This window comes from Neobacillus sedimentimangrovi, assembly GCF_010614825.1.
Classification (GTDB): domain Bacteria; phylum Bacillota; class Bacilli; order Bacillales; family Cytobacillaceae; genus Neobacillus; species Neobacillus thermocopriae.
Genome location: NZ_JAAFZF010000004.1, coordinates 1 through 24,937, shown reverse-complemented (window position 1 = coordinate 24,937; position 24,937 = coordinate 1). Strand labels below are relative to the sequence as shown.

Sequence of the window (24,937 nt, the reverse complement as noted above, 5' to 3'; positions counted from 1 at the left end):
ATACAGTTTCTGCTTAAAAATGAGGCAAGCGGAGGAAATCAAAACCATTAGGAGGAAAAATCATGTCAGTTATTTCAATGAAGCAATTGCTTGAAGCTGGTGTACATTTTGGACACCAAACTCGCCGTTGGAACCCTAAGATGAAAAAATACATCTTTACGGAGCGTAACGGTATTTACATCATCGATCTTCAAAAAACTGTTAAGAAAGTTGAAGAAGCATACAACTGGGTAAAAGAACTTGCTGCTAACGGAGGAACAATTCTTTTCGTTGGTACAAAGAAACAAGCTCAAGATTCTGTGAAAGAAGAAGCAGAACGTTCTGGTATGTTCTATGTAAACCAACGTTGGTTAGGTGGTACTTTAACAAACTTTGAAACCATTCAAAAACGTATCGGCCGTTTAAAAGAAATTGAAAAAATGGCTGAAGACGGTACTTTCGAAGTATTACCTAAGAAAGAAGTTGTTCAATTAAAGAAAGAACAAGAACGCCTTGAAAAATTCTTAGGCGGTATTAAAGAAATGAAGCAACTTCCAGATGCATTATTTATTATCGATCCTCGTAAAGAGCGTATCGCAGTTGCTGAAGCGAAGAAATTAAATATTCCTATCGTTGGAATTGTTGATACAAACTGTGATCCAGATGAAATCGATGTTGTAATCCCTGCTAATGACGATGCAATTCGTGCAGTTAAACTATTAACTAGTAAAATGGCAGATGCGATCCTTGAAGCAAAACAAGGTGAAGAGGTAGCAGTAGAAGCTTAATAAAGCAAACTGGTTATTGGTAATAAGCACTAGTTGTATCGGCCAAAAGGTTGATTTTTAACCTTTTGGAAGAATAGGCTTATGACCTTGAGCCAATGGTTTCTGCAACTAGACATATCTAATAGTTTGATCTGTTAAAAAGGTGATAAGAGGGAGACCCTTTATCACCTTTTTTTAAAGAACTAGAGTTTATCTTGGCACTTGTTGGTAAAGCTAAATATACATAGGTAAATTAAGGAGGAAATAAAGATTATGGCAATTACTGCTCAAATGGTCAAAGAACTTCGTGAAAAAACTGGCGCTGGTATGATGGATTGTAAAAAGGCGCTTACTGAAACAAACGGCGACATGGATAAAGCAATCGATTACCTTCGTGAAAAAGGTATTGCAAAAGCTGCAAAAAAAGCAGACCGTATTGCTGCAGAAGGTTTGACTTCTATTTTAACAGAAGGAAACGATGCGGTAATCCTTGAAGTAAACTCTGAAACTGACTTCGTTGCAAAAAATGAAGCTTTCCAAACTCTTGTTAAAGAGCTTGCTGAGCATCTTCTAAAAAACAAACCTGCTACTGTTGAAGAGGCATTAAGCCAAACTATGGAAAATGGTTCAACTGTAGAAGCACATATTAATGCTGCTATTGCAAAAATTGGAGAAAAACTTACTCTTCGCCGCTTTACAGTAGTTTCAAAAACAGATAACGATGCTTTTGGTGCATATATTCACATGGGCGGACGTATTTCCGTATTAACTGTTCTTGAAGGTACAACTGATGCAGATGCTGCAAAAGATGTATCCATGCATATCGCAGCATTAAATCCAAAATACGTGTCTCGTGACCAAGTATCAAAAGAAGAAGTAGAACATGAGCGTCAAGTATTAACTCAACAAGCATTAAATGAAGGTAAGCCAGAAAACATTGTTGCTAAAATGGTTGAAGGCCGCCTAGGAAAATACTTTGAAGAAGTTTGTGTTCTTGACCAGGCGTTTGTTAAAAATCCAGATCAAAAGGTTCGCCAATTCGTGGAATCAAAAGGTGCAACAATTCGTGAATTCATTCGTTATGAAGTAGGCGAAGGCATCGAAAAACGCGAAGATAACTTCGCTGAAGAAGTTATGAACCAAGTGAATAAAAAATAGTCAACGATTCTCGGACTACTCGAATATTCAAGATTGCATTAATTCATTTATAATAGGGGACACAATGTGTTCCCTATTTTTAAAGGTAAAGATTATGATAATACATACGATCTGGAGGTTTATATGAGCAATCCTAAATATAAACGCGTGGTATTAAAATTGAGCGGGGAGGCCCTTGCTGGTGAAGAGGGCTTTGGTATTAAACCTTCTATTATAAAATCGATTGCCACACAAGTAAAAGAAATAGCAGATCTTGGTGTTGAGGTTGCAGTTGTAGTTGGTGGCGGTAATATTTGGCGTGGAAAAATTGGCAGTGAAATGGGCATGGATCGTGCGACTGCTGATTATATGGGCATGCTGGCTACGGTCATGAATTCACTCGCTCTCCAAGACAGCCTTGAGCATCTCGGGGTTGAATCAAGGGTACAAACTTCTATTGAAATGAGGCAGGTTGCAGAGCCTTATATTAGACGCCGTGCAATAAGACATTTGGAGAAGAAAAGAGTCGTCATTTTTGCCGCTGGGACAGGAAACCCTTACTTTTCGACAGACACTACTGCTGCTTTAAGAGCTGCAGAAATTGATGCGGAAGTTATTTTAATGGCGAAAAACAATGTGGATGGTGTTTATTCTGCAGATCCTCGGGTTGATGCGAATGCCCAAAAATATGATGATCTTTCATTTTTAGATGTTTTAAAAGAGGGTCTACAGGTTATGGATTCAACTGCCTCCTCTTTATGCATGGATAATGATATTCCGCTAATTGTTTTCTCTATTATGGAACAGGGCAATATTAAAAAGGCAGTTATGGGTGAAAAAATTGGAACTATTGTTAGGGGGAAAAAATAATGCCGAAACAAGTCATTAGCTCAGCTAAAGAACGTATGACAAAAGCAATTCAAGCTTATACTCGTGAACTTGCTGGAATTCGTGCAGGTAGAGCCAATGCGTCTCTTCTAGATAGAGTGACAGTGGATTATTATGGAGCACCAACACCAGTGAACCAATTAGCTGGAATCACCACACCAGAACCACGTCTCCTTGTGATCCAGCCATATGATAAATCAATTATCAGTGACATTGAAAAGGCAATTTTAAAATCCGATTTAGGATTAAACCCAACAAGTGACGGATCTGTTATCAGAATTACAATCCCGCAATTAACAGAAGAACGTCGTAAAGAACTAGTTAAAGTGACAAAAAAAGAATCAGAAGATGCAAAAGTTGCGATCAGAAATATTCGCCGTGATGCCAATGACGAGTTGAAAAAACTTGAAAAAAATGGTGAAATTACAGAAGACGCATTACGTGGATATTCTGATGATATTCAGAAATTGACAGATGAACATATTCAGAAGATCGATCAACTAACAAAAGAGAAAGAAAAGGAAATTATGGAAATTTAATTTGTGATGAGACCCTCTTTTCAGGGGGTTTTTTTCACTATCTAGGCAGTTCATATTATAGCTAGGAATAAAGAATTTTGAACATTATTCTTAATTGATTATAATTTACATAAGTATAAAAAGAGATATCTTCTTGCATTTTTGATATGATAAAAGCATGAATTAATATATTACATATCCATTCGCATAATCAATTTATTATCGGAGGAATTGAAAACTATTTTGGAGGAGCAATGTTATGTTAAATAAAATAAAGATTTGGAAGAACCAAAATAACTCTTCCACACTCCGAGATAAAATAGAAGAAATAAAAAAACTTCCCGTCCCTGAACATGTAGCCATTATTATGGACGGAAATGGACGCTGGGCTAAAAAAAGAGCCCTTCCAAGGGTTGCCGGGCACCATGAAGGAATGAAGGTTGTTCGGAAAACAACGATGCTGGCCAATGAATTGGGAATCAAAACATTAACACTATATGCTTTTTCAACAGAAAACTGGAAACGGCCAAAAAATGAAATAGATTTTATCATGAAGCTTCCGGAAGAATTTTTAGATACCTTTCTTCCAGAACTAGTGGAGAATAACGTTCAAGTGAAAATGATGGGCTATAAAGATCAGTTGCCTGTCCATACATTAAATGCCATTGAAAAGGCAATCAATGAAACGAAAGACAATACTGGTCTTGTTCTAAATTTTGCTTTGAATTATGGGAGCCGTGCTGAAATTATTGATGCGGTAAAGGAAGTCTTAATTGATTATAAATCAGGAATACTAGATGAAAAAGATTTGGATGAAGAAACGTTTTCTTCTTATCTAATGACATCCGATTTTTCAGATCCAGATCTCTTAATCCGGACAAGTGGTGAAATTCGCTTGAGCAATTTTATGCTTTGGCAATTGGCCTATTCGGAATTCTGGTTTACAGACGTTTTATGGCCGGATTTTAGGGAAGAGCATTTGCTTGATGCAATTGAATCTTTTCAAAAACGCCAGCGTCGGTTTGGAGGCATTTAAATAGCAATAAAAGGTGTTGAACAATTAGATGAAGCAAAGAATTTTAACAGGAATCATCGCAGCAGCTCTCTTTTTACCCATCGTATACTTTGGCGGACTGCCATTCGTGATTTTAACGTATTTACTCGCGAGTATTGGACTTTATGAACTATTTAAGATGAAAAAACTTACTATATTTTCACCTAATGGGTTCTTATCCCTTTTATTTTTATGGGTATTGCTATTTCCACCGCAATACGAAAATTATTTTAATGAATTTTATTATTCTAAAACAGAGCTAGGGATTGCATGTATCCTCCTATTATTAGCTTATACAGTAATAACAAAAAATCGATTTACATTTGAAGAGGCTGCTTTTTCTCTGCTCTCGGCCATTTATGTTGGAATAGGATTTTATTTCTTCATGGAAGCTCGTGAAGCAGGTCTTGTTTATATTTTGTATTCATTATTTCTGATCTGGGCAACAGACTCTGGAGCCTATTTTGTTGGAAAGGCAATGGGCAAGAAAAAACTTTGGCCAGAAATTAGTCCCAATAAAACCGTAGAGGGATCAATCGGCGGGATTGTTTGCGCCGTTTTAGTTGCAATCATTTTTAGCTTGCTGACAGATATCAATGCAACAACCATCTCATTAATTGGGATAACGATTGTACTATCAATTTTTGGACAAATTGGGGACCTTGTCCAGTCCGCCTATAAACGTCATTTTGGTGTAAAGGATTCGGGAAACATCTTACCAGGACATGGAGGAATTTTGGACCGATTTGACAGTTTATTATTTGTTTTGCCATTACTGCATTTTTTCCATCTTTGGTAAGTTTGTGTGTGAATATTAGGAGTTGACAGTTTTGAAAAGAATCAGTTTACTTGGGGCATCTGGTTCAATAGGAACCCAGACGATTGACATCATCCGAGAGCATCCCTCAGAGTTTCAATTAACAGCTTTTTCTGTTGGTAAAAATATTCCATATGCACGAAAAATAATCAACGAATTTCAACCTGAACTTGTATGTGTACAAAATCAACAGGATTACTATTCATTAAAATCAGAATTTCCTCATATAAAATGTACATATGGCGAGGAAGGACTAATTGAAACTGCTGTATATGATAAGTCAGATATTCTTGTAAATGCCGTGATCGGAAGTGTAGGACTAAATCCTACTTTACAAGCGATTGAGTGCGGAAAAACGATTGCAATTGCCAACAAAGAAACACTAGTAACCGCAGGGCATTTAATTATCGAAGCTGCCAAAAGAAATCAGGTCACACTTTTACCTGTTGATAGTGAACACTCTGCTATTTTTCAAGCTCTCCAAGGAGAAAAGGAGAAGAATATAGAAAAAATAATATTAACAGCCTCTGGAGGAAGTTTCCGTGATAAATCAAGAAATGAATTAGAAAATGTTACGGTTGAAGAGGCACTTAACCATCCAAACTGGTCAATGGGGGCAAAAATTACCATCGATTCTGCAACTATGATGAATAAAGGGTTAGAAGTGATAGAGGCACATTGGTTGTTCCAAATGCCTTTTGAAAAAATTGAGGTTTTACTTCATAAAGAGAGTATTATTCACTCGATGGTAGAATTTCATGACTCAAGCATTATTGCTCAGCTTGGAACTCCGGATATGAGGGTTCCGATCCAATATGCGCTTACCTATCCAGACAGGATCCCTCTTCCGTCAGCTAATAGATTAAATTTAGCCAGTGTGGGAAAACTTCATTTTCAAGAAATGGATTTTGAAAGGTTTCGTTGTTTGCAATTTGCCTATACAGCTGGTAAAATTGGCGGCACAATGCCAACTGTCTTAAATGCCGCAAACGAAGCGGCAGTTGCAGCATTCTTGGAAGGAAAAATTCGCTTCTTGCAAATTGAAGATTTGATTGAGAAGGCATTAACTGCTCACCATGTAATTGAAAATCCAAGCCTGCAGCAAATTCAAGAGGTAGATAGGGAAACAAGGCAGTATGTATTGTCACTTCTATAAAAAAGGTGGTTTTATTTTTGACGACAGTTATAGCCTTTATTGTCATTTTTGGCGCACTAGTCTTCTTTCATGAATTAGGACATTTTATTTTTGCCAAGAGAGCAGGTATCCTTTGCCGAGAATTCGCCATTGGTATGGGACCAAAAGTGTTCTCCTACAAAAAGGGAGAAACCGTCTATAATATTCGTCTATTACCAATCGGCGGCTATGTTCGCATGGCAGGCGAAGATCCGGAAATGATTGAAATAAAACCAGGATACCGTATTGGATTATTATTTAATAAGGAAGAAATAGTCACCAAAATTATTCTAAACAATAAAGAAAAATATCCCGATTGCCGAATCGTCGAAGTAGAATACGCAGATATTGAAAAAGATTTGATCATTAAAGGTTACCCGGATGATGATCAAGAAAATTTACAAACTTTTTCTATCGATCCTAAGGCAGTTATTGTTGAAAATGGAGTAGAATCACAAATTGCTCCACTTGATAGACAATTTGCTACTAAAACATTAGGTCAACGATTTATGGCGATTTTTGCCGGGCCAATGATGAACTTTGTACTTGCCTTCGTAGTCTTTGTTCTTATCGCTTTGTTACAGGGGGTACCAACGAACGAGCCGAAATTAGGTGAGATTACCCCCGATGGCGCAGCGAAAGCAGCAGGTCTTAAAGAAGGGGATATTGTTCAAAGTATCGATGGTTCCGAAATTTCCAGTTGGTCTGATGTTGTTGAAATCATCCGTAAAAATCCAAATAAAAAGCTTGAATTTTCCATCATTCGAAATGGGGAAGAGATGGAATTATTCGTAACACCAGATACAAAAACAGTTGATGGTCAAGAAATAGGAATTATCGGCGTATTCAGTCCTGTAGAAAAATCGCCTATACAAGCTGTCACAGCCGGCGCTAAAGAGACTTATTTTTGGACAACACAGATTTTTGTAATGATAGGGAAATTAGTAACAGGGCAATTCTCTATTGATGCTTTGTCTGGACCAGTGGGAATTTATTATTCTACTGATGAGGTAGCCAAGTCTGGAATCTTTTATTTAATGAAATGGGCTGGCATTTTAAGCATTAACTTGGGGATCATGAATTTATTACCAATTCCAGCACTTGATGGTGGCAGACTTATGTTTTTTGCAGTCGAAGCAGTAAGAGGAAAGCCGATAGACCGTCAAAAGGAAGGAATGGTTCATTTTATCGGATTTGCCCTTCTTATGCTTCTAATGTTAGTCGTAACATGGAACGATATTCAAAGATTTTTCCTAAAATAAGAAAAAAGGAACCTGATAGCGGTTCCTTTTTTTATATAAATATTTGCTCACTTTTTTCTGTCGAATATCCCCGAAAATTTAAGATTAATATGGTATAATATCTTTTTGATATAAAGAAGAATAGTTTTTACTTAATAGATGGGAGAGATGTCGGTTGAGCGAACATGCCTTAGGCAAAAAAGAGCGATTCCTACTCTTGCTCCAGCAGCTACAACTAACAGAAGATGCTGTGGTATCGCACTTTCAAAATGCACAAATAGATCGATTAGTCGTAGAAAAAAAAGCGAGAAAATGGCATTTTCATTTTTTACTTGAAAACATTCTTCCCTTTCATGTATATACCCGTTTTACCACCCAACTTCAAAGGGCGTTTTCCAATATTGCGACAGTTTCCTATGATATAAAGGTAATTAATCAACAAGCATCCGAGGAATTAGTAAGGGAATATTGGAGTCATTGTATTCAACAGCTTGATGGGATCTCTCCACCACTTTTAAAGCTTTTAAATGAGCAGATGCCAGAGGTAAAAGGAAATAAATTAACTGTTTTTGTAAGAAATGAAGCGGAAGGTCTGGCTTTAAAACGTAAATATGGTTCTATAATTGGAGATACCTACCAGAAATTCGGTTTTCCTTCTTATTCATTTGATATTGCTTTGAAAAAGGAAGAGAAAAACGAAGAGTATGAACAGTTTTTATTAGCGAAGCAAAAAGAAGATCAAGAACGGGCTTTAATGGCAATGGTAGAAATGCAAAAACAAGAAGAAGAAAATGAAGCTTCAACTTCTGATCTCCCTGAAGGTCCGCTATCCATTGGATTGACGATTAAGGATGACAGTGATCTTCGCAGTTTAATTGATATTGTTGATGAAGAAAGAAGAGTTACTGTTGAAGGATACATTTTTGATACAGAAATTCGCGAGCTTAGGAGCGGACGTTCCCTTTTAACCTTTAAAATTACCGATTACACAAGTTCTATTATGGTCAAAATGTTTTCACGGGATAAAGAGGATGCAGCTCTTTTTCAACGTGTTAAGAAGGGGATGTGGGTCCGTGTTAGAGGAAGTATTCAAAATGATACCTTCGTACGCGACCTTGTGATGATTGGTAATGATATTAACGAAATCAAACCAATCGAGCGCAAAGATACAGCACCTGAGGGTGAAAAACGTGTCGAACTTCATTTGCATACCCCAATGAGTCAAATGGACGCTGTTACCCCTGTAGGGACACTTATTGCCCAAGCAAAAAAGTGGGGGCATAAAGCCATTGCTATAACGGATCATGCGGTTGTCCAATCTTTTCCGGAAGCATATAGTGCGGGTAAAAAAAATGATATGAAAATTCTCTATGGGGTTGAAGCAAATTTAGTAGATGACGGCGTACCAATAACCTTTAATGATGCCCACCGATTACTAGCTGAAGACACTTATGTTGTATTTGACGTGGAAACAACAGGACTTTCGGCAGTGTATGATACCATCATTGAACTGGCTGCTGTTAAGGTAAAAGGTGGAGAAATCATTGACCGATTCGAATCGTTTGCTAATCCTCACCACCGGTTATCTGCTACAACGATCAATTTAACCGGGATTACAGATGATATGGTGCAAAATGCACCAGAAGTAGAGGAAGTACTCCGTAAATTCCATGAATGGATGGGAGATTCCATTTTGGTTGCCCACAATGCATCTTTTGATATGGGGTTCCTTAATGTAGGCTTTAAGAAGATAGGATTGGATAAAGCGAGTAACCCTGTAATCGATACACTTGAACTTGCACGTTTTCTGTACCCGGAATTAAAAAATCACCGCTTAAATACATTGGCGAAAAAGTTTGATGTCGAATTAACCCAACATCACCGTGCCATCTATGATGCGGAAGCAACCGGCTATTTATTGGTGAAAATGTTAAAGGATGCTGCGGAAAAAGGAATTACTTATCATGATGAATTTAATGATCATATGGGGAAAGGAAATGCATATCAGAGGGCCCGTCCATTCCACTGTACTTTGCTGGCACAAAATGAGGTAGGGTTAAAAAATTTATTTAAATTAGTTTCCATCTCTCATGTTGATTATTTTTATCGTGTTCCGAGAATTCCAAGGTCTGTTTTACAAAAATATCGGGAAGGCATTTTGGTTGGTTCTGGATGTGATAAAGGAGAAGTATTTGAAGGCATGATGCAAAAGTCTCCAGATGAAGTAGAGTCCATTGCATCCTTCTATGACTATATTGAGGTCATGCCAAAACCCGTCTATGCCCCATTGCTAGAAATGGAGCTAGTACGTGATGAAAAGGCATTAGAGCAAATTATAAAAAATATTGTTGCCCTCGGGGATAAACTTGGGATTCCAGTAGTGGCAACAGGTAATGTTCATTATTTAAATGAAAATGATAAAATATACCGGAAAATTTTAATTAGCTCGCAAGGCGGGGCCAATCCTCTGAATCGGCACGAATTGCCAGATGTCCATTTTAGAACGACCAATGAAATGCTGGAAGCTTTTTCGTTCTTGGGAGAAGAAAAAGCAAAAGAAATTGTTGTCACGAATACCAATAAAATTGCTGATATGATCGAACCGATTAAACCAATTAAGGACGATTTGTATACTCCGAGAATTGAGGGTGCCGAGGAAGAAATACGGGAAATGAGTTATGCCATGGCCCGAAAAATTTACGGTGACCCGCTTCCGGAAATTGTTGAAGCCCGCTTGGAGAAGGAATTAAAAAGTATCATTGGTCATGGATTTGCAGTTATCTATTTAATTTCACATAAACTAGTAAAAAAATCATTAGATGATGGTTATCTTGTAGGATCACGTGGATCAGTTGGATCATCCTTTGTAGCTACTATGACTGAAATTACAGAGGTTAATCCTTTGCCACCACATTATGTATGTCCGTCATGCAAGCATTCGGAGTTTTTTGATGACGGATCTGTTGGGTCAGGGTTTGATTTGCCTGATAAAGATTGCCCAAAATGTGGAACAAAGTATAAGAAGGATGGCCATGATATTCCGTTTGAAACGTTCCTTGGCTTCAAAGGAGACAAGGTTCCGGATATCGATTTAAACTTTTCTGGTGAATACCAGCCACGGGCCCATAACTATACCAAAGTTCTGTTCGGTGAGGACAATGTTTTCCGTGCAGGAACCATCGGCACCGTTGCCGATAAAACAGCATTTGGCTATGTAAAAGCCTATCAACAGGATCACAACCTACAATTTCGTAATGCTGAAATTGAACGGCTTGCTTCTGGCTGTACTGGTGTTAAAAGAACAACTGGTCAGCATCCTGGTGGAATCATCGTTATCCCTGATTATATGGATGTATACGATTTTACCCCTATTCAGTATCCTGCTGATGATAAAACATCTGAATGGAGAACAACTCATTTTGATTTCCATTCCATTCACGATAACGTCCTTAAGCTGGACATACTTGGGCACGATGATCCGACAGTTATTAGAATGCTTCAGGACTTGAGTGGAATTGATCCTAAAACAATACCAGTGGATGATCCTGAAGTAATGAAAATCTTTAGTGGTACTGAATCACTTGGTGTAACACCTGAACAGATTATGTGTAAAACCGGAACACTTGGCATTCCTGAATTTGGTACCCGCTTTGTGCGTCAGATGTTGGAAGATACAAAGCCGACAACTTTTTCAGAGTTGGTTCAGATCTCAGGTTTGTCACACGGAACAGATGTATGGTTAGGAAATGCACAGGAATTAATCCAGAATAATATTTGTACATTAAGTGAAGTAATCGGCTGTCGGGACGATATCATGGTTTATCTCATTTACCAAGGACTCGAGCCATCTTTTGCCTTTAAAATTATGGAATCTGTCCGAAAAGGTAAAGGGTTAACAGAGGAAATGGAAGCAGAAATGAGGAAGCATGATGTGCCGGAATGGTATATCGACTCATGTAAAAAAATTAAATATATGTTCCCGAAGGCGCACGCTGCAGCATACGTATTAATGGCTGTTCGGATTGCTTACTTTAAAGTGCATATGCCACTTTATTATTATGCAGCCTATTTCACCGTTCGGGCAGAAGATTTTGATATAGAAACAATGTCACGTGGTTCGGAAGCCATACGTGCAAAGATTGAAGAAATTAATGCAAAGGGCCTTGAAGCTTCCAATAAAGAGAAAAACTTATTAACCGTATTGGAAATTGCCCTTGAAATGACTGAACGAGGATTCAGTTTCCAAAACTATGATTTATATAAATCAGCTGCGTCTGAATTTATTATCGAAGGGAATTCATTAATTCCACCGTTCGATTCGATTCCTGGTCTCGGAACAAATGCAGCAATAAATATTGTGAAAGCAAGAGAGGAAGGAGAATTTCTCTCTAAGGAAGACCTGCAACAGCGGGGGAAAGTTTCGAAAACCATTATGGAGTACTTGGAAAAACAGGGCTGCTTAAAATCTCTTCCTGAACAAAATCAGCTTTCTTTGTTCTAGTTTGCATATCGATGCTGGTTATGTTATAGTTTTATTGGAAATACTAAGACATACTCTCATGTTCAAGAGTGGGGATTTTTCCCACTCTTTCGTGTTGTTTAAAGTGGATTTCATTGTATTTACAATCTTTTTCGGCTGCTACATAGGAATAGGTGAAAAAGGAGGTATAGCATGAGCAAGATTACAGAGGTAGTCGAAGAACTAGCTGCGCCCATTATTCAGGAGCTTGGCTTGGAATTGGTAGATATTGAGTATGTGAAAGAAGGAAAAAGCTGGTTTCTTCGCGTATATATCGATAAAGACGATGGTGTGGATATTGAGGATTGCGGAATTGTTAGTGAACGGCTTAGTGAAAAGCTGGATGAAACAGACCCAATTCCTCATAATTATTTTTTGGAGGTATCCTCACCCGGTGCGGAACGTCCTTTAAAAAAGCCAAAGGATTATGAAAAAGCGATTGGAAAAAATGTCTTTATTAAAACATATGAGCCTATTGATGGTGAAAAAAGCTTCGAAGGAACGTTGCTGGAATTCGATGGCCAGACCGTGAAAATCGAAGTGAAAATCAAAACAAGAAAAAAAGTAATTGAAATTCCCTATGAAAAAGTAGCTAATGCTCGATTAGCTGTCTCTTTTTCATAAGAATGCAAAATAAAACAAGATTAGGGGGATACACCAAAATGAGCAGCGAATTATTAGATGCTCTTATTGTGCTGGAAAGAGAAAAAGGTATTTCCAGAGATGTTTTAATTGAAGCCATTGAAGCAGCCCTTATTTCAGCTTATCGCCGTAACTTTAACCAGGCCCAAAATGTGAGGATTGATTTTAATCTGGAAACTGGGTCTATAAGGGTTTTTGCACGTAAAGAAGTAGTGGAGGAAGTATTTGATCCTCGTCTGGAAATTTCTATTGAAGATGCTAGAAATATTAATCCGAACTATCAAGTTGAAGATATTGTAGAGTTGGAAGTTACTCCAAAGGACTTCGGAAGAATTGCTGCGCAAACTGCTAAACAGGTAGTTACTCAGCGTGTAAGAGAAGCCGAAAGAGGAATTATTTATTCTGAATTCATTGATCGGGAAGAGGATATCATGACTGGCATTGTCCAAAGGCTGGATTCTAAATTTATTTATGTCAGTCTTGGAAAAATTGAGGCATTGCTTCCTGTGAATGAACAGATGCCAAATGAACGATATAAACCGCATGACCGAATTAAGGTATATATTACAAAAGTGGAAAAAACAACGAAAGGGCCACAAGTCTTTGTCTCACGTACTCACCCGGGCTTATTAAAGCGATTATTTGAAATTGAAGTGCCAGAAATTTATGATGGTACAGTAGAAATCAAATCTGTCGCTCGTGAAGCAGGTGACCGTTCAAAAATTTCGGTTCATTCTGATAATCCTGAAGTGGATCCGGTTGGGGCTTGTGTCGGTCCAAAAGGGGCTAGGGTTCAAGCGGTTGTTAATGAACTTAAAGGGGAAAAAATTGATATTGTAAAATGGTCTGATGATCCAGTTGTTTTTGTTGCGAACGCCCTAAGTCCATCCAAAGTTCTGGACGTAATGGTGAATGAAGAAGAAAAAGCAACCACAGTCGTTGTACCAGATTATCAACTTTCCTTGGCAATCGGAAAGCGTGGACAAAACGCACGCCTTGCAGCAAAATTAACTGGCTGGAAAATCGATATTAAATCAGAGACGGAAGCCCGTGAATTAGGTATTTATCCACGTGAAGAGGTAATTAAACTTTTTGATGATCAGGTTGATACTGATTTCGATTTTAATGATGATGAAATCGAATAAAGGAGAGGGGAATGACTGTGAACAAAAAAAGAAAAGTTCCTATGCGTAAATGTGTAGCAACCGGTGAAATGAAGCCGAAAAAAGAACTCGTTCGCATCGTTCGCTCCAAAGAAGGCGATGTATCCATCGATCTAACCGGTAAAAAATCCGGGAGAGGTGCATACCTTTCAAAAGATAAAGGGGCTGTCCTTTTGGCTAAGAAAAAAAATATTTTATCAAACCATTTAGAGGTTCCTATTAGTGATTCAATTTATGATGAGCTCCTAGAGCTGATCGAGAAGGAGAACATAACATCCAAATGAAAGAAAATCGATGGATGTCATTACTAGGACTTGCCAATCGAGCACGTCAAATCACCTCAGGTGAGGAGTTAACCGTTAAGCAGATCCAAAGGGGAAATGCAAAGCTCGTTTTATTATCCGCAGATGCATCTCGTAATACGACAAAAAAAATTACAGATAAATGTAATTCGTATGAAGTACCATTAAAAGTGGTAGAAAATCGTTATCTTCTTGGTCAAGCAATTGGCAAAGATGCCCGCGTTGTTGTAGCTGTTTTGGATGATGGATTTGCCAAAAAATTGGTAACGTTGCTCGATTAAATTTTGCGGGGGTGAAATTATGAGTAAAATGCGTGTTTATGAGTATGCAAAAAAACATAATCTTTCAAGTAAAGAAATTATTACTAAATTAAAAGAAATGAATATTGAGGTTTCTAATCATATGGCTACGCTTGAAGCAGCAGATATTAAGAAACTAGATGCAGCTTATACGAAAAAGGAAAGCGGCCAACAACAAAAAGCTGGAAATACGTCCAATCAAAAACGGCCTAATGGACGTCAAATCCAACAAAATCATGCTAAAAAACCAGATGTTCAACCAAAAACTACACCTAAAGCTTTTGAGGATGATGACGACCATTTGGTTATTCCAAACAAAGTAAAAGTTGCAGGTGCGCCTAAAAATAAAGAGGGTAAAAAGCACGAACAAGAATACCAATCAAAAGAAAATAAAGCTTTCCAAAAGGGCAAAAATAAATCAAAAAATCAACATCAAAATCGTAACAATCAGAATAAGAAGAATAAAAATCAGCAAAATCATGGACAGCAGCAAAATGCACCGCAAAAGAAAAAGGAAAAAGAACTTCCTGCAAAAATTACATTTAGTGAGTCACTAACGGTTGCTGAATTAGCTAAGAAGCTCCACCGTGAGCCTTCTGAAATTATTAAAAAGCTATTCTTGCTCGGTGTTATGGCAACTATTAACCAAGATTTAGATAAAGATGCAATCGAATTAATTGCTAGTGAGTATGGTGTAGAAGTAGAAGAAGAAATTAAAGTAGACACAACGGATCTAGAGGTTTATTTCACAGAAGATGCACCAGAAGATCTTGAGGAACGCCCTGCCGTTGTAACGATTATGGGACACGTAGACCACGGTAAAACCACTTTACTTGATTCGATCAGGAATACAAAAGTAACCGAAGGAGAAGCTGGTGGTATTACTCAACATATTGGTGCGTATCAGGTTGTGGAGAATGGTAAGAAAATTACCTTCCTTGATACACCTGGCCACGCAGCATTTACAACCATGCGTGCTCGTGGTGCTCAAATTACAGATATTACCGTACTGGTTGTTGCAGCGGATGATGGTGTAATGCCTCAAACAGTAGAAGCTATTAATCATGCAAAAGCTGCAGAGGTGCCGATCATTGTTGCTGTGAATAAAATAGATAAACCCACAGCAAATCCTGAGCGTGTTATGCAAGAGTTGACAGAACATGGGTTAGTAGCTGAAGCGTGGGGTGGAGATACCATCTTTGTTCCTATTTCCGCAAAAAGAGGCGATGGAATCGACAACCTTTTAGAAATGATTTTACTTGTTAGTGAAGTCGAGGAATTAAAAGCAAATCCAAATCGCCGCGCTTTAGGTACAGTTATCGAAGCTAAACTTGATAAAGGACGTGGCTCTGTCGCTACTTTATTAGTACAAAATGGTACATTGAGAGTCGGTGATCCAATTGTAGTCGGAAATACATTTGGACGTGTACGTGCAATGGTTAATGATAAGGGTCGCCGTGTTAAAGAAGCAGGTCCTTCAACTCCGGTTGAAATTACCGGCTTAAACGAAGTACCACAGGCAGGAGATCGATTTGTTGTCTTCGAAGATGAAAAAACAGCCCGTCAAATCGGGGAAGCTCGTGCGCAACAAGCACTTGCTGCACAGCGCGGTGAAAAATCTCGCGTAAGCTTAGACAATTTATTTGAACAATTAAAGCAGGGAGAAATGAAGGATTTGAATGTCATCTTAAAGGCTGACGTTCAAGGTTCTGCAGAGGCATTAGCCGCTTCCTTGCAAAAAATCGATGTTGAAGGTGTCAATATTAAAATTATTCACAGTGGTACAGGTGCTATTACTGAATCTGATATTACCCTTGCTGCTGCCTCTAATGCTATTGTGATTGGATTTAATGTACGTCCAGATGCCAATGCAAAACGTGCTGCAGAAGCCGAGAAAGTAGATATTCGTCTTCACCGGATCATTTATAAAGTTATTGAAGAAATGGAAGCAGCCATGAAAGGATTGCTTGATCCTGAATATGAAGAGAAGGTTATCGGCCAAGCAGAAGTTCGTCAAACCTTTAAAGTTTCAAAGGTTGGTACGATCGCAGGCTCTTATGTAACAGATGGTAAAATAACTCGAGACAGCGGAGTTCGTGTCATTCGCGATGGCGTTGTCATCTTCGAGGGTGAAATTGACGCATTAAAACGATTCAAAGATGATGCTAAAGAAGTTTCACAAGGGTATGAGTGCGGTATTACCATTAAAAACTTCAATGATATTAAAGAAGGAGATATCATCGAAGCATATGTAATGGAAGAAGTGGAACGTAAATGATCATCGGCTCTGCCGAAGTGGAATGTATCATCTACAATGCCCATTCCTTAAAAGAGAAACGAGCTGTTTTGCAAAGAATACTTAGCCGGTTGAAGCAGAAATATAATGTCTCTGTAGCTGAGGTTGACTATCAAGATATCTGGCAACGTACAAAAATTGCCATTGTGAGTGTTACTCAGTCGAAAACTTCAACCGAACAAGAACTGCAAAAGGCTTTAAAGATGATTGACTCGTTTCCAGAAATAGAAAGAACAATCACCGAAATCGAATGGCTTTAAATAAGAGGTGAATAGGATGAGCCACAGACCGAATCGTGTTGGAGAACAAATGAAAAAGGAATTAAGTGACATTATCGGACGAAAAATAAAAGATCCGCGTATTGGATTTGTTACAGTTACGGATGTCCAAGTCACAGGTGATCTTCAACAAGCAAAAGTATTTATCTCCGTTTTAGGTGATGATGAGCAAAAGGAAAATACGTTAAAAGGACTTGCTAAAGCAAGAGGATTTATAAGGTCCGAAATAGGACATCGAATCCGTCTGCGCAAAACACCTGAGATTATCTTTGAATTCGATGAATCCATTAATTACGGAAATCGAATTGAAACACTTCTTCATCAACTTCGTTCTGAAGAAAAACCAATGGAGAAAAATGAAGAAGATTAATATGAAACTTTCATCAGCAGGGACATTGTCCACCGGCTGATGATCAGTTGAACGAATTCTGCTTTAATGGGCAGTCACCCCTTCTACCTTTTTCATTAAAGTTATAGGAGGGGAATTACTACCCGTTTATGCGTGATAAGTGGATAGACATTTGTCTATCCTTTTTTCATAAAATGATAAGATCGGAGAGATTGAATGGAAGGGATCATACCATTATATAAACCAGCAGGAATGACTTCTCATGATTGTGTTTATAAACTCCGAAAGATTTTAAAAACGAAAAAAGTAGGACATACGGGAACGCTTGATCCCGATGTAACAGGGGTGCTTCCTATTTGTATCGGGAAAGCAACAAAAATTGCTGAATATATCACTGATGCTGGAAAGGCATATGAAGGAGAAGTGACCATCGGTTTTTCTACAACAACCGAAGACGCTTCAGGTGAAGTGGTTGAACGAAAAGCAGTCGAACGAACGATTTCTCGTGAGGAAATTGAACAAGTCCTTCAATCATTGCAAGGGGAAATACAGCAGACCCCTCCTATGTATTCAGCAGTAAAAGTTGGCGGTGTACGCCTTTATGAATACGCAAGGAAAGGAATAGAAGTGGAAAGGCCAACCCGCCAAATTACCATCTATTCTATTGAACTCCTTGACGAGAGAAAAGAATTTTCAGGGGAAACCATAACATTTCGCTTTAAGGTCCAATGCAGTAAAGGGACTTATATTCGGACTTTGGCTGTCATGATTGGTGAAAGATTGGGATATCCTGCCCATATGTCATGGTTGAAAAGAACGCAATCTGCTTCCTATAGATTGGAGGATTGCCTGACCTTTGAAGAAATTGAAAATAAAATGGAAGAGGGAAGGCTAGATGAAATCTTAAAGCCTTTAGAATCGGCGCTTTCTCATTTGCCGAAAATGCGGATAAATGATAAAGTAGCAGAGAAAGTAAAAAATGGTGCATTATTAAAAGAACCTCCATATTTAAAATCAATTAACGGACCCATTATTGCTGAAACGGCAGATGGCTTGGCTTTAGCGATTTATGAGAAACATCCGAACAAGCCAGGACTTCTAAAGCCAGTAAAGGTATTAAGAAATGAATAGAGAACCTTGACAGTTATAGAATAATAGGTTGCGGTATAGAAAAGGTGAGAGTCAATTTGGAAGTAAAGAAGCTAAGTTTTCCACCAGACATAAATAAGGAAGTATTACCTCCATTAGCGATGGCACTAGGATATTTTGATGGCGTCCATCGTGGACATCAGCAGGTGATTCTTAAGGCAAAAAATCAGGCAAAAATTGCAGGCCTACATAGTGCGGTTATGACATTTGATCCTCATCCTTCTGTCGTATTATCTAAAACAGAAAAACATGTTCGATATATTACCCCACTAAATGAAAAAATTAAATTAATTGAGAAATTGGGGATTGACTACTTATTTATCGTTGAATTTTCAGCTGAATTTGCTAACCTTCTTCCTCAGGAATTTGTTGATCAATATATTATTGGGCTTAATGTAAAACATGTAATTGCCGGGTTTGATTTTACTTATGGCAGAATGGGTAAGGGAACAATGGAAACATTGCCTTTCCACTCAAGGGAACAATTTACCTTTACTGTCGTTCCAAAATATTGCGAAGGAAATGAAAAGGTTAGTTCCACGAGAATTCGAAACCTCTTAAAAGAAGGAAAAGTGGACCAGCTTCCTTCATTACTAGGGAGATTTTATACAACGAGAGGAAAGGTAGTTCACGGAGATAAACGCGGGAGGACAATAGGATTTCCGACTGCTAATATTAACATTGAAAATGATTATATCATTCCACCTACTGGTGTATATGCAGTGAGAATGATGGTTAATAATGAATGGTATACAGGTGTTTGTAATATTGGATACAAGCCAACCTTTAATAAGGAAGCTTTCATGCAATCTGTTGAGGTGCATTTGTTTGATTTTGATCAAGATATTTATGGAAAAGAGGTATTGGTTGAATGGCACCTTTACCTGCGACAAGAGCAGAAATTTTCTGGGATTGAAGAACTAGTCACCCAGATTGAGAAAGATAAGCAAAAAGCACTTCAATATTTTGCCGAAGTTCGACAAACATCCTAGAAGTCTTTGATCCAAAAAGAATTTCCTGTAATATTTTGATGGTTATAGCTTGCATTTTGCAGAGAAACATTGTATTCTTAAATACGTATTAAATGAACCATTGCTTGGCAAGTCGATTCACCGACGCTTGCTCAGTAATAGGGGATTGAATTATTAGGAGGTGAATATGGATGGCAATCACACAAGAACGCAAAAATCAAATCATTAATGAGTTCAAAACTCATGAGAACGACACAGGCTCACCAGAAGTTCAAATCGCTGTCCTTACAGAACAAATTAACAATTTGAACGAGCACTTAAGAACTCACAAAAAAGATCACCATTCACGCCGCGGTCTTTTAAAAATGGTTGGTAAACGTCGTAATCTTTTGACATACCTTCGTAACAAAGATGTTCAACGTTACCGCGAGCTAATTAATAAGCTTGGTCTACGTCGTTAGTATTACAGAAGCGGGAATTTTCCCGCTTTTTTGTTAGCTTTTTTAAGAAGAATGAATCATTCGCTTTAATACATATTTTTATCTCACAGCTTTTGGAGCATACTATTATTAATTTTAATAACAAATTAAGCTTATTAGGCTTTTATCATAATGTATTTTCTTTTTAGAAAGATGATCTTTGCGAAGTAACTCGCATCATCCTCCTAAGTGATTTAGATAGAGAGGGGCAAAAAATATGGAACAACAGAAATATGAGTATTCCATAGATTGGGCTGGCCGGAAGTTAACTGTTGAAATTGGGCAATTAGCAAAACAGGCTAACGGTGCTGTCTTGGTACGCTATGGTGATACTGCCGTATTAAGTACGGCTACAGCTTCAAAGGAACCAAAAAATTTAGATTTTTTCCCATTAACTGTGAATTATGAGGAACGTTTATATGCAGTTGGGAAAATACCTGGTGGTTTCATTAAACGGGAAGGGCGACCTAGTGAGAAGGCGATTTTGGCTAGCCGTTTGATTGACCGTCCAATTCGTCCATTATTTGCTGAAGGATTTCGAAATGAAGTTCAGATCGTTAGCATCGTGATGAGTGTGGATCAGGATTGTTCAACGGAAATGGCGGCTATGTTTGGATCTTCCTTAGCACTTTGTGTATCGGATATTCCGTTTGAAGGACCAATTGCAGGGGTCGTAGTTGGCCGGGTAGACAATGAATTTGTCATTAATCCAACGGTAGAACAGTTAGAGAAAAGTGATATTCACTTAACGGTTGCTGGTACAAAAGATGCAATCAATATGGTTGAAGCAGGCGCTGATGAAGTTCCTGAAGAGGTTATGCTTGAAGCAATTATGTTCGGTCATGAAGAAATCAAGCGTTTAATAGAATTTCAGGAAAAAATTGTCGCAGAAATCGGCAAAGAAAAAATGGAAGTGACCTTATATGAAATCGATAAGGAGCTTGAAGAAGAAGTAAAGGGAGCCTGTGAAGCGGATCTAATAAAAGCGATCCAAGTTCAAGAGAAACATGCTCGCGAAGATGCTATTAATGAAGTGAAAAATCGAGTGTTGGCTCAATACGAAGAACAAGAAGCTGATGAGGAAGTACTAAAACAAGTTAAACAGATTTTGGATAAAATTGTTAAAGCGGAAGTTCGTCGCTTAATCACCGTAGAGAAAATACGTCCTGATGGCCGCAAGATTGATGAGATTCGTCCATTGTCTTCACAGGTAGGTATTCTGCCTCGTACCCATGGATCAGGTTTATTTACCCGTGGTCAAACACAGGCATTAAGCATTTGTACTCTAGGTGCCATGGGAGATGTTCAAATTCTTGATGGCCTTGGAATTGAAGAAGAAAAACGCTTTATGCACCATTATAATTTTCCTTCCTTTAGTGTAGGAGAAACGGGCCCGATCCGCGGACCAGGCCGTCGTGAAATTGGTCATGGAGCACTTGGTGAGCGCGCATTAGAACCAGTTATTCCATCTGAAAAGGAATTTCCATACACGATCCGTCTTGTATCTGAAGTTCTGGAATCGAATGGTTCCACTTCACAAGCGAGTATTTGTGCAAGTACACTAGCCATGATGGATGCAGGTGTACCAATTAAAGCTCCAGTTGCAGGTATCGCAATGGGTCTTGTCAAATCTGGTGAGCACTATACCGTTTTAACGGACATTCAAGGTATGGAAGACCATCTTGGTGACATGGACTTTAAAGTTGCCGGAACCGCGAAAGGTGTTACGGCTCTTCAAATGGATATTAAAATTGATGGTCTATCTCGTGAAATTTTAGAAGAGGCTTTACAGCAAGCGAAAGTAGGAAGAATGCAGATTTTGGAATCCATGACTGCGACTATTTCTGAGCCTAGAGCAGAGCTTTCCAAGTTTGCTCCAAAAATCTTAACCATGACGATTAATCCAGAAAAAATACGTGATGTCATTGGACCTAGTGGAAAACAAATTAATAAGATCATCGAAGAAACAGGCGTTAAGATTGATATTGAGCAAGATGGAACGATCTTTATTGCTTCTAGTGATCCAGCAATGAACGAAAAAGCGAAGAAAATCATCGAAGATATTGTTCGAGAAGTGGTTGTTGGACAAATCTATCTTGGGAAAGTTAAGCGCATTGAGAAATTTGGTGCCTTTGTAGAAATTTTTGCAGGAAAAGATGGGCTTGTACACATTTCTGAGCTTGCTGAAGAGCGGGTAGGAAAAGTGGAGGATGTAGTTCAGATCGGTGACGAGATTTTAGTCAAAGTAACCGAAATTGACAAACAAGGCCGTGTAAATCTTTCCCGTAAAGCCGTTCTAAAAGAACAGAAAGAAAAGGCTGGAGAGAAACAATAATTTTGAGAACATCGTTTAAAATAATAGTCAGGGGCCATCATGTCCCTGACTATTTCATTATGAGCATCGTTCTACCTCGTCCATTCTATACATAATTTGTATAGAAGAGGGGGAAAGGTAGAATGAAGAGGGTAAGTATTATTATAATAATCTGTATTATGGCATGGTTATTTGTAAGCAATCCATTGGTAAACAAATATGTTTCCACACTGAAGTTCACCGCACTGCCTGCTATTAATGAGTCAGATAAACTTTATCAGATGATTGAAAAAAAGGCAGATACATATGAAATTAAGCCTATAGATGCAAAAATTGATCCAGTTTGGAAGGCCATCCCTGGTTATAACGGCTTAAAGGTTGATATAGAAGCCTCTTATAAAAATATGAAGAAAAAAGGCGATTTTGATGAAAAGAAATTAGTCTTTACCCAATGGAAGCCTAATGTCCATTTGGAGGACCTGCCTCCTGCTCCGATTTATAGGGGAAATCAGGAAAAACCAATGGTCTCTTTTATTATTAATGTTGCTTGGGGGAATGAATATCTGACAGATATGCTAGCAACGTTAAAGAAGCATCATGTTTCGGCTAGTTTTTTTCTTGAAGGAAATTGGGTGAAGAAGAACCCGGATCTAGCTAAAATGATTGTTGATGCTGGACATGAAGTGGGCAACCATTCCTATTCCCATCCGGATATGGCGAAATTGACAGCTGCCCAGGCAAGACAACAAATGATTAAAACTAACGAAATTATCGAGGCAGTTACCGAGAAAAAAGTAAAATGGTTTGCACCGCCTAGTGGTAGTTATCGAGAAGAAACAGTTAAAGTGGCACATGAATTAAACATGAAGACCGTCATGTGGACAGTTGATACAGTAGATTGGAAAAAACCATCCCCAGATGTTCTTATAAACCGTGTAATCTCAAAAATTGATAAAGGTTCCATGGTACTCATGCATCCTACCGATGCCACGGCAAAATCTTTAGATCGATTAATCACATCCATTAAACAAAAGAATTTATCGATTGGTACGGTTTCAGAATTAATGAACGAAGAAAGAATCATGAAATAAGATGGAAGTAACATCTCACATTTGGAGAAAATCGTTATAGTAGGTATAATTAACTAATGGATAGTAGCATCTGCTGTTTATAGACAGGAGGAAATCGATGATAAACAAATACACATGCCAAAATGGAGTAAGAATCGTATTAGAACAAATTCCTACCGTACGATCAGTGGCGATCGGTATCTGGATAGGAACAGGTTCAAGGAATGAAAATCAACAAACGAACGGAATTTCCCATTTCCTTGAACACATGTTCTTTAAAGGTACCAAAACTAGAACTGCAAAGGAAATCGCAGAATCCTTTGATAGTATTGGTGGCCAAGTAAATGCTTTTACCTCAAAGGAATATACTTGCTATTATGCCAAGGTCCTTGACACTCATTCCAAAATGGCTTTGGATGTATTAGCAGATATGTTCTTTAATTCAACCTTTGTAGAAGAGGAATTAATAAAAGAAAGAAATGTTGTCCTAGAAGAAATAAAAATGTACGAGGATACACCGGATGATATTGTCCATGATTTGCTAGGAAGAGCTGTGTACGAAGATCATCCTCTCGGTTATCCTATCCTAGGTACGGAAGAAACATTAAACACTTTTACGGGTGAATCCTTAAAGAACTATATTCATGAAAGATATACACCTGAAAATGTGGTTGTTTCTATTGCTGGAAATGTACCTGAAAGTTTTATTAAAGAGGTAGAGAATTATTTCGGTTACTATCAAGGAGGAAGTAAGGAAGCCAAGGAAAGTACCCCTGTTTTTCATTCGAATCGGATTTCCCGCAAGAAAGAAACAGAGCAGGCGCATCTTTGCATTGGATTCGAAGGTTTAAAAGTTGGCCATGAAGATATATACAGTCTTATTACATTAAATAATATTTTAGGCGGCAGCATGAGTTCGAGGTTATTTCAAGAGGTTCGTGAACAAAGGGGCTTGGCCTATTCAGTATTCTCCTATCACTCTGCTTATTTAGATAGCGGTATGGTAACAATATATGGTGGAACGGGTGCCAAACAGCTGGATATTTTGTTTGATACGATTCAAGAAACACTAGAAAAACTAAAACAAACGGGAATTACTGAAAAAGAATTAACCAATAGTAAAGAGCAGCTAAAAGGTAGCTTAATGTTAAGCCTTGAAAGCACGAACAGCCGTATGAGCCGCAATGGGAAAAACGAATTATTATTAAAGCGCCACCGATCACTTGATGAAATTATTGAACAAATTGACTCGGTAACAAAAGAAAGCGTGGATGAAATGGCGAGAAAAGTCTTTACAGACAAATTTTCTGTCTCCTTAATCAGCCCGGATGGTGAGTTACCGAAAAAATTAACATAAAAAAGAGGATGTCCTAAAAGGGTAGTGACCCCTTAAAGTTAGAGTTTTTCATTATGCAATTAATTGGCTGGTATGAATTCGATATTCAACTGGACTCATACCAGCCAGTTTTTGTTTTATTCGCACATTGTTATAATAATCGATATATTTTTCGATTTTCTTTTTCAATTCTTC

Annotated in this window: 23 protein-coding genes; 22 read left to right on the top strand and 1 reads right to left on the bottom strand. The window is 38.1% G+C overall.

Annotation, left to right across the window (positions count from 1 at the left end):
- Positions 1–62 precede the first annotated feature (62 nt).
- The 22 genes from rpsB to GZA11_RS02895 all read left to right on the top strand — a co-directional run bounded on the left by rpsB (position 63) and on the right by GZA11_RS02895 (position 24,763).
- Positions 63–767, top strand: a complete 705-nt coding sequence (gene rpsB / locus GZA11_RS03000; RefSeq protein WP_038541119.1) for a 30S ribosomal protein S2 — start codon at positions 63–65, stop codon at positions 765–767.
- A 252-nt stretch (positions 768–1,019) separates the two neighbouring features.
- Positions 1,020–1,904, top strand: coding sequence for a translation elongation factor Ts (gene tsf, locus GZA11_RS02995; protein ID WP_038541122.1), 885 nt, complete (start codon positions 1,020–1,022; stop codon positions 1,902–1,904).
- Between the two features lie 123 nt (positions 1,905–2,027).
- Positions 2,028–2,753, top strand: a complete 726-nt coding sequence (pyrH, locus tag GZA11_RS02990; protein WP_038542262.1) for a UMP kinase — start codon at positions 2,028–2,030, stop codon at positions 2,751–2,753.
- Positions 2,753–3,310 (top strand): ribosome recycling factor, encoded by a 558-nt coding sequence (gene frr / locus GZA11_RS02985; RefSeq protein WP_038541125.1) that lies wholly within the window; start codon positions 2,753–2,755, stop codon positions 3,308–3,310. Before pyrH ends, frr begins: the two co-directional genes overlap by 1 nt.
- Positions 3,311–3,548: 238 nt before the next feature.
- A complete protein-coding gene (locus tag GZA11_RS02980) occupies positions 3,549–4,325 on the top strand; it encodes an isoprenyl transferase (RefSeq protein ID WP_038541128.1) in 777 nt (258 codons plus the stop codon).
- Between the two features lie 28 nt (positions 4,326–4,353).
- Positions 4,354–5,142 carry a phosphatidate cytidylyltransferase gene (locus GZA11_RS02975; protein ID WP_163182827.1) on the top strand — a complete coding sequence of 263 codons (789 nt, stop codon included), beginning with the start codon at positions 4,354–4,356 and terminating at the stop codon, positions 5,140–5,142.
- Positions 5,143–5,173: 31 nt separating this feature from the next.
- On the top strand, positions 5,174–6,316 hold the full coding sequence (gene dxr / locus GZA11_RS02970) for a 1-deoxy-D-xylulose-5-phosphate reductoisomerase (RefSeq protein ID WP_163182825.1): 1,143 nt from the start codon (positions 5,174–5,176) through the stop codon (positions 6,314–6,316).
- A gap of 17 nt (positions 6,317–6,333) precedes the next feature.
- Positions 6,334–7,596: an RIP metalloprotease RseP gene (gene rseP, locus GZA11_RS02965; RefSeq protein ID WP_038541138.1), complete on the top strand. Its 1,263-nt coding sequence runs from the start codon at positions 6,334–6,336 to the stop codon at positions 7,594–7,596.
- 154 nt (positions 7,597–7,750) lie between these two features.
- Positions 7,751–12,076 (top strand): PolC-type DNA polymerase III, encoded by a 4,326-nt coding sequence (locus tag GZA11_RS02960; RefSeq protein WP_163182823.1) that lies wholly within the window; start codon positions 7,751–7,753, stop codon positions 12,074–12,076.
- A 171-nt stretch (positions 12,077–12,247) separates the two neighbouring features.
- Positions 12,248–12,718 carry a ribosome maturation factor RimP gene (gene rimP / locus GZA11_RS02955; protein ID WP_038541143.1) on the top strand — a complete coding sequence of 157 codons (471 nt, stop codon included), beginning with the start codon at positions 12,248–12,250 and terminating at the stop codon, positions 12,716–12,718.
- Between the two features lie 38 nt (positions 12,719–12,756).
- On the top strand, positions 12,757–13,881 hold the full coding sequence (gene nusA, locus GZA11_RS02950) for a transcription termination factor NusA (RefSeq protein ID WP_163182821.1): 1,125 nt from the start codon (positions 12,757–12,759) through the stop codon (positions 13,879–13,881).
- A 17-nt stretch (positions 13,882–13,898) separates the two neighbouring features.
- Positions 13,899–14,183: an RNase P modulator RnpM gene (gene rnpM / locus GZA11_RS02945; RefSeq protein ID WP_038542265.1), complete on the top strand. Its 285-nt coding sequence runs from the start codon at positions 13,899–13,901 to the stop codon at positions 14,181–14,183.
- A complete protein-coding gene (locus GZA11_RS02940; protein ID WP_038541148.1) occupies positions 14,180–14,482 on the top strand; it encodes a YlxQ family RNA-binding protein in 303 nt (100 codons plus the stop codon). The genes rnpM and GZA11_RS02940 overlap by 4 nt, the downstream gene beginning before the upstream one ends.
- Positions 14,483–14,501: 19 nt before the next feature.
- Positions 14,502–16,778 (top strand): translation initiation factor IF-2, encoded by a 2,277-nt coding sequence (infB, locus tag GZA11_RS02935; RefSeq protein WP_038541151.1) that lies wholly within the window; start codon positions 14,502–14,504, stop codon positions 16,776–16,778.
- Positions 16,775–17,056: a DUF503 domain-containing protein gene (locus GZA11_RS02930; RefSeq protein WP_038541155.1), complete on the top strand. Its 282-nt coding sequence runs from the start codon at positions 16,775–16,777 to the stop codon at positions 17,054–17,056. Before infB ends, GZA11_RS02930 begins: the two co-directional genes overlap by 4 nt.
- Before the next feature lie 16 nt (positions 17,057–17,072).
- A complete protein-coding gene (gene rbfA / locus GZA11_RS02925; protein ID WP_038541158.1) occupies positions 17,073–17,444 on the top strand; it encodes a 30S ribosome-binding factor RbfA in 372 nt (123 codons plus the stop codon).
- A 195-nt stretch (positions 17,445–17,639) separates the two neighbouring features.
- On the top strand, positions 17,640–18,554 hold the full coding sequence (gene truB / locus GZA11_RS02920) for a tRNA pseudouridine(55) synthase TruB (RefSeq protein ID WP_038541163.1): 915 nt from the start codon (positions 17,640–17,642) through the stop codon (positions 18,552–18,554).
- A 56-nt stretch (positions 18,555–18,610) separates the two neighbouring features.
- Complete coding sequence (gene ribF / locus GZA11_RS02915; RefSeq protein WP_038541166.1) at positions 18,611–19,564, top strand: bifunctional riboflavin kinase/FAD synthetase; 954 nt, start codon at positions 18,611–18,613, stop codon at positions 19,562–19,564.
- A gap of 170 nt (positions 19,565–19,734) precedes the next feature.
- Entirely contained in the window at positions 19,735–20,004 is a 270-nt protein-coding gene (gene rpsO, locus GZA11_RS02910; RefSeq protein WP_038541169.1) for a 30S ribosomal protein S15, read from the top strand.
- Between the two features lie 235 nt (positions 20,005–20,239).
- A complete protein-coding gene (gene pnp, locus GZA11_RS02905) occupies positions 20,240–22,357 on the top strand; it encodes a polyribonucleotide nucleotidyltransferase (protein ID WP_038541172.1) in 2,118 nt (705 codons plus the stop codon).
- 122 nt (positions 22,358–22,479) lie between these two features.
- The gene (locus GZA11_RS02900) at positions 22,480–23,427 is read left to right on the top strand and encodes a polysaccharide deacetylase family protein (protein WP_038541176.1); all 948 of its coding nucleotides are present in this window, start codon (positions 22,480–22,482) and stop codon (positions 23,425–23,427) included.
- A 97-nt stretch (positions 23,428–23,524) separates the two neighbouring features.
- On the top strand, positions 23,525–24,763 hold the full coding sequence (locus tag GZA11_RS02895; RefSeq protein ID WP_038541179.1) for a M16 family metallopeptidase: 1,239 nt from the start codon (positions 23,525–23,527) through the stop codon (positions 24,761–24,763).
- Positions 24,764–24,814: 51 nt separating this feature from the next.
- On the opposite strand, the gene GZA11_RS02890 is transcribed toward GZA11_RS02895, so the two are convergent.
- Positions 24,815–24,937 (bottom strand): IS3 family transposase (locus GZA11_RS02890; protein ID WP_163182820.1); only part of this gene is annotated, 123 nt, incomplete at its 5' end.

What these genes read in the sequence shown, in the direction of transcription:
- rpsB (WP_038541119.1), top strand. Translation starts at nt 63, where the DNA reads ATGTCAGTTATTTCAATGAAGCAATTGCTTGAAGCTGGTGTACATTTT.
- tsf (WP_038541122.1), top strand. Translation starts at nt 1,020, where the DNA reads ATGGCAATTACTGCTCAAATGGTCAAAGAACTTCGTGAAAAAACTGGC.
- pyrH (WP_038542262.1), top strand. Translation starts at nt 2,028, where the DNA reads ATGAGCAATCCTAAATATAAACGCGTGGTATTAAAATTGAGCGGGGAG.
- frr (WP_038541125.1), top strand. Translation starts at nt 2,753, where the DNA reads ATGCCGAAACAAGTCATTAGCTCAGCTAAAGAACGTATGACAAAAGCA.
- GZA11_RS02980 (WP_038541128.1), top strand. Translation starts at nt 3,549, where the DNA reads ATGTTAAATAAAATAAAGATTTGGAAGAACCAAAATAACTCTTCCACA.
- GZA11_RS02975 (WP_163182827.1), top strand. Translation starts at nt 4,354, where the DNA reads ATGAAGCAAAGAATTTTAACAGGAATCATCGCAGCAGCTCTCTTTTTA.
- rimP (WP_038541143.1), top strand. Translation starts at nt 12,248, where the DNA reads ATGAGCAAGATTACAGAGGTAGTCGAAGAACTAGCTGCGCCCATTATT.
- nusA (WP_163182821.1), top strand. Translation starts at nt 12,757, where the DNA reads ATGAGCAGCGAATTATTAGATGCTCTTATTGTGCTGGAAAGAGAAAAA.
- GZA11_RS02940 (WP_038541148.1), top strand. Translation starts at nt 14,180, where the DNA reads ATGAAAGAAAATCGATGGATGTCATTACTAGGACTTGCCAATCGAGCA.
- infB (WP_038541151.1), top strand. Translation starts at nt 14,502, where the DNA reads ATGAGTAAAATGCGTGTTTATGAGTATGCAAAAAAACATAATCTTTCA.
- GZA11_RS02930 (WP_038541155.1), top strand. Translation starts at nt 16,775, where the DNA reads ATGATCATCGGCTCTGCCGAAGTGGAATGTATCATCTACAATGCCCAT.
- rbfA (WP_038541158.1), top strand. Translation starts at nt 17,073, where the DNA reads ATGAGCCACAGACCGAATCGTGTTGGAGAACAAATGAAAAAGGAATTA.
- truB (WP_038541163.1), top strand. Translation starts at nt 17,640, where the DNA reads ATGGAAGGGATCATACCATTATATAAACCAGCAGGAATGACTTCTCAT.
- rpsO (WP_038541169.1), top strand. Translation starts at nt 19,735, where the DNA reads ATGGCAATCACACAAGAACGCAAAAATCAAATCATTAATGAGTTCAAA.
- pnp (WP_038541172.1), top strand. Translation starts at nt 20,240, where the DNA reads ATGGAACAACAGAAATATGAGTATTCCATAGATTGGGCTGGCCGGAAG.
- GZA11_RS02900 (WP_038541176.1), top strand. Translation starts at nt 22,480, where the DNA reads ATGAAGAGGGTAAGTATTATTATAATAATCTGTATTATGGCATGGTTA.
- GZA11_RS02895 (WP_038541179.1), top strand. Translation starts at nt 23,525, where the DNA reads ATGATAAACAAATACACATGCCAAAATGGAGTAAGAATCGTATTAGAA.